Below are 7,362 nucleotides of genomic sequence, written 5' to 3' on the forward strand. Positions count from 1 at the left end.
CAACGCAATACACATCGAGACGAGCAAAGGACCAGCACATGAGAAAAAGACATGCCGCAAGGATCGCAGGCCTCGCGTTCGCAGCGGGCGCGGCGAACATGCCGATGACGGCGCACGCGCAAAGCAGCGTGACGCTCTACGGTATTCTCGATGCGGGCGTCACCTGGGTCAGCAACACGGGCGGCTCGCATGTCGTGAAGTTCGACGACGGCATCTCCTATGGCAACCGCATCGGATTTCGCGGCACCGAAGATCTCGGCGGCGGATTGCAGGCGGTCTTCGTGCTCGAATCGGGCTTTCATCTCGGCAATGGCCAGCTCGGCTTCGGCGGCGCGCAATTCGGACGGCAAGCCTACGTAGGCCTCAAGAACCAGTGGGGCACCGTCTCACTCGGCAATCAGCTCGATATGACCGAAGAGTTCGTCTACCTCTACAACATCTCGGCGTGGGCGAGCGGCTACGCCATTCACCAGGGCGACTTCGACCGCATGAACGGCGACCGTCTGCCGAACTCGATCAAGTTCCTGTCGAACGACATCGGCGGCTTCACCTTCGGCGGCATGTATTCGTTCGGCAATCAGGCGGGCGACTTCCATCGCAACAGCGCGTGGAGCGTCGGCGCGCACTATGCGGCGAACACCTTCAACGTCGGCGCGGCCTATACGCAACTCAACAATCCGAACGGCATCTACGCGTTCGATCCGTACGCGATGATCGGCGCGCGCACCTTCCTCGGCCAGCCGACGGTATCGGTCGATCCGGCGACGGGGGCCGTCACCGATCTCTATAGCTCGACCTCGTTTCCCGTCGACAAGCAAGGCGCGTTCGCCGTGGGCGCGGCATGGACCATCGGCAACCTGATGTTATCGGGCAACTTCACCTACACGACGATCAAGGGCCTCGGCCAGACCTCGCACATGCAGGTGTACGAAGGCGGCGCGTCATACAGCTTCAGGCCGGACCTGAATCTCTACGGCGGCTATCAGCACACGCGCTTCGAAGGCAATCACTGGAATCAGGGCTCGCTCGGGCTGCACTATCTGCTTTCGAAACGTACCGACGTGTATATCTCGGGCGACTATCTGCGCGCGTCCGGTCCCATCGATGCAGTCATCGGCTACAGCTTCACGCCGTCGTCGTCGAATACGCAGGCCGACGTGCGCGTAGGCATGCGTCACTCGTTCTAAGCCGCCGCGAGCCGCGCGGACGGGACGGCGCGCAATGCGCTTCGATCCTGCCGCGGGCTCGTCTGAAAGCGCGCGCGATACGTGCGCGAAAAATGCGACGGCGATTCGAAGCCGCACGCGACGCACACCGCGAGAATCGACATGTCGGTCTGGTGAAGCAGCTCGCGCGCACGCACGAGACGCAGGCCGAGATAGAAGTGCGTCGGCGTGTCCTTCAGCGATGCGCAGAAGAGCCGCTCCAGCTGACGCCGCGTCACGCCGATGGATTCGGCGAGCGCATCGGGCGACAGCGGCTCTTCCATATGCTGCTCCATCAGCTCGATCACCTGAATCAGCTTGCGATTGTGGATGCCGTAACGCGCGGCGATCTGCATCCGCTGATGATCCGAGCGCTGCCGGATGCGCCCGAGCACGAACTGCTCCGACACTTGCGCCGCCAACTCCGCGCCGTGTTCGCGCGCGATCACGTCGAGCATCAGATCGATCGATGCCGTGCCGCCCGCGCATGTGATGCGCCGCGTGTCGATCTCGAACAGCTCCTGACTCGTCGCGATCGCCGGATAACGCTCGGCGAATGCAGCGGCCGCTTCCCAGTGCAGCGTCGCGCGCGTGCCCGCGAGCAGCCCGGCTTCCGCGAGGATGAAGCTGCCGGTGTCGATGCCGCCGAGCGTCGCGCCCGCGCGATCGAGGCGCCGCAGCCAGTCGCCGATCGCGCGCGTGTAGCGCGAGAGCGGCTCGAATCCCGACACGACGAACACGGTGCGCGCCTCGTTCACCTGATCGAACGCGCTTTCGGCGTTGAGCGTGATGCCGTTGCTCGCGGCGACCGGACCGCCGTCCAAGCTGAGAATGTGCCAGCGATACAGATCGCCCGCGAAGCGATTGGCGACGCGCAGCGGCTCGATCGCGGACATGAATCCGATCGACGAGAACTCGGGCAGCAGCAGGAAATGGAAATCGTGGGGCGCGGACATCGGATCGATTGGCAAGGCTCGTCGATGAGAGAAGCCGTCCACCCTAGCGCGCGCAAAAAACGCGCGCAATCCGGCGTGCCCCGAAGGGCGGCCGGATTGCACTGCTCGAAGATGCGGTTCAGGCGCTCGCGAGCGCGTTCGTGAGCGTCGCGGCGACCGTGCTCAGGTGCGGCTCCACCACGAGATCGGTGTGCCTGCCGAGGACCGGCATCACGCGCACGCCGTGCTTCGCGACGCGTTGCCAGACCGGCAGCGGATCGCTGCGCGAGTCGTCGAGCATCGTCGCGCGCACGTAGACGATCGGGCCGCCGTCATAACGTCGCGGCTTGTAGGTCGCCATCGCGGCGCTCATCGATTCGCGCACGCGCCGCAGCACAGGCGGAAGATCGGCGACGTCGTCGGATTGCCGGTGCGTCGTCGGCCTGCCCATGCGCCCGCGCACGCGGTTGGTCATCGCCGCCGCCTTGCCGCGCACGAAGCCGAGGCGCGCGCCGGCGTTGAGCGAGCGCAACTCGCGCAGACGTTCGACGAGCACGCCCGCCTGATACCGCGTCCACAGCGTGAAGGGCAGACAATGTGTGTGAATGTACGTGTCGAGCAGGCAGAGCATCTCGATCTTCTCGCCCGCCGCGACGAGCTGTTGCGCGATCTCGAACGCGACCAGCCCGCCGAACGAATAGCCGACGAGCGCATAAGGACCGCTCGGCTGCACTTCGCGGATGCGCAGCACGTAGCCGCGCGCCATCTCTTCGACGCTGTGCTGCGGCGCTTCATCGCCGTCGAGGCCGAGCGCCTGCAGGCCGTACACGGGCCGCTCGTTCTGCACCATGCCCGCGAGCGTCAGGCACTCCATCACCGAGCCGGTGATGCTGTGCACCATGAAGATCGGCCGGCCGACGCCCGCGCGCATTTGCACGAGCGTCGAGTCCGCGGTGCGCGCGCCGGGTTCGGATGCGAGGACGGCGGCGAGGCGCGCGACGGTCGGCGCGACGATCATCGTCGATAGCGGCAATGCACGGCCGGTCGCGCGCAGCACGTCGGCGAGCATCCGCGCGGCGAGCAGCGAGTGGCCGCCGAGCTCGAAGAAGTTGTCGTCGCGGCCGATCGGCGAGAAGCTGAAATGCTGTTCCCAGAGCGCGCACAGATACGCCTCGATGGATCCGATCGAATCGCCCGGCGCGGGCAGATCGCGCTTCACGCGCGTAAGCGACGGATGCTCGCGAATCTGATCGAGACACTCGGGATTGGCGAGCGACGACACGTTGCGCGCGGGCAGGCCGTTGACGGCATCGCGCGCGGCCGCTTCCGACGGCTTGTTGTTGTGCGTGACGGGCAAGCCGTCGACCTGCACGATCACATCGGGCACGAGCGCGGCGGAGCCTTGTCGCGTGAGATCGCGGCGCACGCGCGCGGCGAGCGCCGCATTCAGTTGCGCACCGGGCCGCAGCACGAGCAAGAGCACGATGCGCTGGCCCGCATCGCCCGCGTTCGCGCCGGTCTGGGCGACGACCATCGCATGACGGATCTCGTGAATCTCGCTCAGGATGCGATAGATTTCGCCCGGACTCACGTTGATGCCGCGCACGTTGAGCACGCCGTCGCTGCGGCCGTGCAGACGCGCCGAGCCTTGCGGCGAGAACTCGATGACGTCGCCGTGCGTCCACACGCCTTCGTTCGCCGCGAAATACGCCTTGTGAAAGCGCGAGCCGTCGTCGTCGCCGAAGAAGCCGAGCGGTCGCGACGGAAACGGATTCGTGCAGACGAGCTCGCCCGGCATGATCGTGCTCGCGCCCTGATCGAACGCCTGCACGTCGAGGCCGAGGCTCCGGCATTGTGCTTCGCCCGCATAGACGGGCAGATTCGGGTTGCCGAGCACGAAGCAGCCGATGATGTCCGTGCCGCCTGAAATCGATTGCAACTGCAATTGCTTGACGTGCTGGTACACCCATTCGAACTGCGAGTCGTAGAGCACGGCGCCGGTGGACATCATCGCGCGTAGTGCCGAGAGATCGAACTGTCCGGCCGGCTCGATGCCCGCATCCTCGCTCATCTTCAGATAGGCGGGACTCGTCCCGAAGACCGTCACGCGCTCGTTCGCGACGAGACGCCAGAGCGTGTCGACGGCGGCGACGGGACCATCGTAAGTGACGATCTCCACGCCCGACGCGAGCACCGACATCTGCCAGTTCCACATCATCCACGAGCAGCTCGTGTGGAAAAAGAGCTTGTCGCCGGGACCGAAATCGCTGTGCAGGCGATGCTCCTTCACGTGTTCGAGCAGCGTGCCGCCCGCGCCGTGCACGATGCATTTCGGCTTGCCGGTCGTGCCCGACGAAAACATGATGAAGAGCGGATGGTTGAACGGGAAGCGCTTCCAGTCGAAACGCATCGCGTCGCCGCGCGCGATCAGCGAGCGCAACTCGTGCTGACGCTGCGTCACCGTGCTGGGCAGTTCGGTATCTTCGAGACAGACGATGTCCGTGAGCGTCGGCAGTTGCGCGGCCACCGCCGCGACGTGGCCCGAAAGCGAGCCGCCGGTGTCGAACGGACGCTGCATCGTGTGCGCGAACATGAACTTCGGATCGAGCGGGGCGAAGCGGTCGAGGATCGCCTGCACGCCGTTTTCCGGCGCGGCTGTCGAAAGCGTTGCGCCGAGCGCGGTCACGGCGAGCGCGGCGGTGATCGCGTCGCAGTCGTTGCGCATGATCGCCACCACGCGATCGCCTTCCTTCAGGCCGAGCTCGGAGAGCGTCTGCGCGAGGCGCACGACGCGCTCGCGCAACTCGCCGCGCGTATAGCTTATGCGGCGTCCGTCGGCGAAGCAGGAGGTGATCGCGGGAGCGTCGTCGGGCGCGATGCGTTTGCCGAGCAGATTTTCTGCGTAATTCAGTTCGATGTTGGGAAAGAACCGTGCCGTTTCGCATTGGTTGCCGATGCAGACCGGTTCATCGGATCCCGACCATTCGAGCCCGCGCGCCGATTCGAGAAAGCATTTCCAGAATTGGCGATATTCGCGCACTGAGTAAGCATGCAATTCCGAATAATCGGCGAAGCGCTCGCCGGTTGCCTTTTCGAGGGCCTGCGTGAAGGCCGTCATGCGCGATGCGGATATCTGTTCGGCGGAAGGCAGGTAAAGCGGTTCGCGCGCGTAGAGCCGCGCGCTCTCTCGGATGGCGTCTTGACGGTCCATTATCCAGGCACCTTGGTTTTGGGCGACGTGTGTCGAACGGCTATGTAATCGGCGAGCTTCGCGGCTAACTCCATCGCATTTCCTGAAGCCGCGTCACTGCCGAGACAAGCTATCTCTTTCCCGCACATTACCCGGCCGGAAGTCGGCGCTATGTGCGACCAACCACAGAGACCGTGGCGTTTCGGCAAAGATTGATCTTGCGCAACGGCGACGGCCATGCTTCGGATACCGAACAGCGGAAAAACTACTGAATTCGCGACGTTTTTTCATTCCAATGCGTGTTTACGCCATGGTGCGAAGTTTTCGAATATGAGCAGGAAGTCATGATTTCAATTTGCTTTCAATCTTGCCGAGACGCGGATGCGAAGGCGCGTGCGCGAAGCGGCAAGCGACGCAGGTCGCAAGCAGTCAACTCGCGGTCGCACGCGGGCGTTCGGGCGCTTTTATGCGGCGGTACTTTGTATGCACGCCGGCATTCGAACTGGCGCATCGGTTCAACCCTCAACGGAAGCCTCGCAATGAGACAACGCCTGATTCCCACACTGTTTTTCGCCGGCGCGTGCGCGGCGTTCGCCGTCGCTCAGAGTGCGCGCGCGGAGGACGCGAGTTGCCGCACGGTGCGCTTCGTCGATATCGGCTGGACCGATATCACGTCGACGACGGCGCTTGCGTCGGTCGTATTCGAGGGGCTCGGTTATGCGCCGCGGACGACGGTCGCCTCGGTGCCGATTTCGCTCGCGGGGCTGAAGAGCAAGCAGATCGACGTGTCGCTTGGCTACTGGTGGCCGGTGCAGGAGAAGGCGGTCGAGCCGTTTCTGGAGGCGAAGAGCATCGAGAAGCTGGAGCCGCCGAATCTGTCGGGCGCGAAGGCGACGCTCGCCGTGCCGAGCTATGCGTATGACGCGGGCATCAAGACGTTCGCGGATATCGCGAAGCATCGCGACGAACTGGGCGGCACGATATACGGCATCGAGCCTGGCAGCAGTGCGAACGCGAAGATTCAGAAGATGATCGACACGAATCAGTTCGGGTTGGGCGGGTTCAAGCTCGTGCAGTCGAGCGAGGCGGGGATGCTGGTGACGGTCGAGCGGGCGATCCGCGAGAAGAAGCCGGTGGTGTTTCTTGGCTGGGAGCCGCATCCGATGAACATCCAGATGAAGATCAATTACCTCTCCGGCGGGGATGACGTGTTCGGGCCGAACTACGGAGAAGCGCGCGTTTATACGCTGACGAATACGGATTTTCTGACGCGTTGTCCCAATGCGGGGAAGTTCGTTTCCAATTTGCGCTTTACGACGGATCTCGAGAATCGGCTCATGCAGCCGGTGATGAACAAGGAGCGGCCTCAGGAGGCGGCCAAGGCCTATCTCAAGCAGAACCCCCAGGTGCTGGATGCCTGGCTCGCAGGCGTGAAGACTCTTGATGGTAAGGATGGGCTGCCGGCGGTTCGGCAATACCTTGGGCTTTGAGGTTTTTTTTGTTGTTGTTGTTGCCGGGTCTCGTTGTTGTTGCCGGATCCCGTTATCGCGTCGGTCTATTAGCGTTGCCCCTGTGCGGGGCGGCAGTCACTTTCTTTGCTGCTGCAAAGAAAGTAACCAAAGAAAGCAGCTTTTCAGGCCCGCGGTCACACGCAATTTGGGTAGTTCTCTCGTCCCAGGCGGCACTCGCCTAAAGAGTGCCCTCAAACACCTAATCGGGCGTGGCTCGCGCACGGTCCGCCGCCCGAAAACGCTGAGGACACTGGTTCAGCACGAAAGAGCTTCGGCACAGCGCTACGCGCTGCCGCCGGGTATGCAAGGGAAACCAACGTGCGGCAAGTGCAGCGAGATTGAGACGTTAGTAGCGAAGCACGCGCGGACCCGCTTGACCGGTCGGCCGCGAAGCGGGCCGGAGCTATTTGGTGCTGAACCAGTTTGGTGTGTGGTGCGATGTGACAGACCGTGCGCGAGCCAAGCCCGGTGATTGTGATGAGGGCACTCTTTAGGCAGCCCACGATGGACGAGAGGACTAC

Annotated in this window: 4 protein-coding genes; 2 read left to right on the forward strand and 2 right to left on the reverse strand. The window is 63.7% G+C overall.

What is annotated here, in order from left to right:
- Nucleotides 1-38: 38 nt before the first annotated feature.
- Nucleotides 39-1,187 carry a porin gene (locus NCS03_RS14245; protein WP_008354137.1) on the forward strand — a complete coding sequence of 383 codons (1,149 nt, stop codon included), beginning with the start codon at nucleotides 39-41 and terminating at the stop codon, nucleotides 1,185-1,187.
- Here the strand turns inward: NCS03_RS14245 and NCS03_RS14250 are convergent.
- Nucleotides 1,184-2,161 carry a GlxA family transcriptional regulator gene (locus NCS03_RS14250; protein ID WP_250529297.1) on the reverse strand — a complete coding sequence of 326 codons (978 nt, stop codon included), beginning with the start codon at nucleotides 2,159-2,161 and terminating at the stop codon, nucleotides 1,184-1,186. The genes NCS03_RS14245 and NCS03_RS14250 overlap by 4 nt on opposite strands.
- Nucleotides 2,162-2,279: 118 nt before the next feature.
- Nucleotides 2,280-5,351 carry an acetoacetate--CoA ligase gene (locus tag NCS03_RS14255; protein ID WP_250529298.1) on the reverse strand — a complete coding sequence of 1,024 codons (3,072 nt, stop codon included), beginning with the start codon at nucleotides 5,349-5,351 and terminating at the stop codon, nucleotides 2,280-2,282.
- 518 nt (nucleotides 5,352-5,869) lie between these two features.
- On the opposite strand from NCS03_RS14255, the gene NCS03_RS14260 reads away from it, so the two are divergent.
- Nucleotides 5,870-6,820, forward strand: a complete 951-nt coding sequence (locus NCS03_RS14260) for a choline ABC transporter substrate-binding protein (protein WP_175982928.1) — start codon at nucleotides 5,870-5,872, stop codon at nucleotides 6,818-6,820.
- Nucleotides 6,821-7,362 lie beyond the last annotated feature (542 nt).

It is taken from the genome of Caballeronia sp. ATUFL_F1_KS4A, assembly GCF_023630905.1.
GTDB classification, from domain to species: Bacteria; Pseudomonadota; Gammaproteobacteria; order Burkholderiales; family Burkholderiaceae; genus Caballeronia; species Caballeronia zhejiangensis.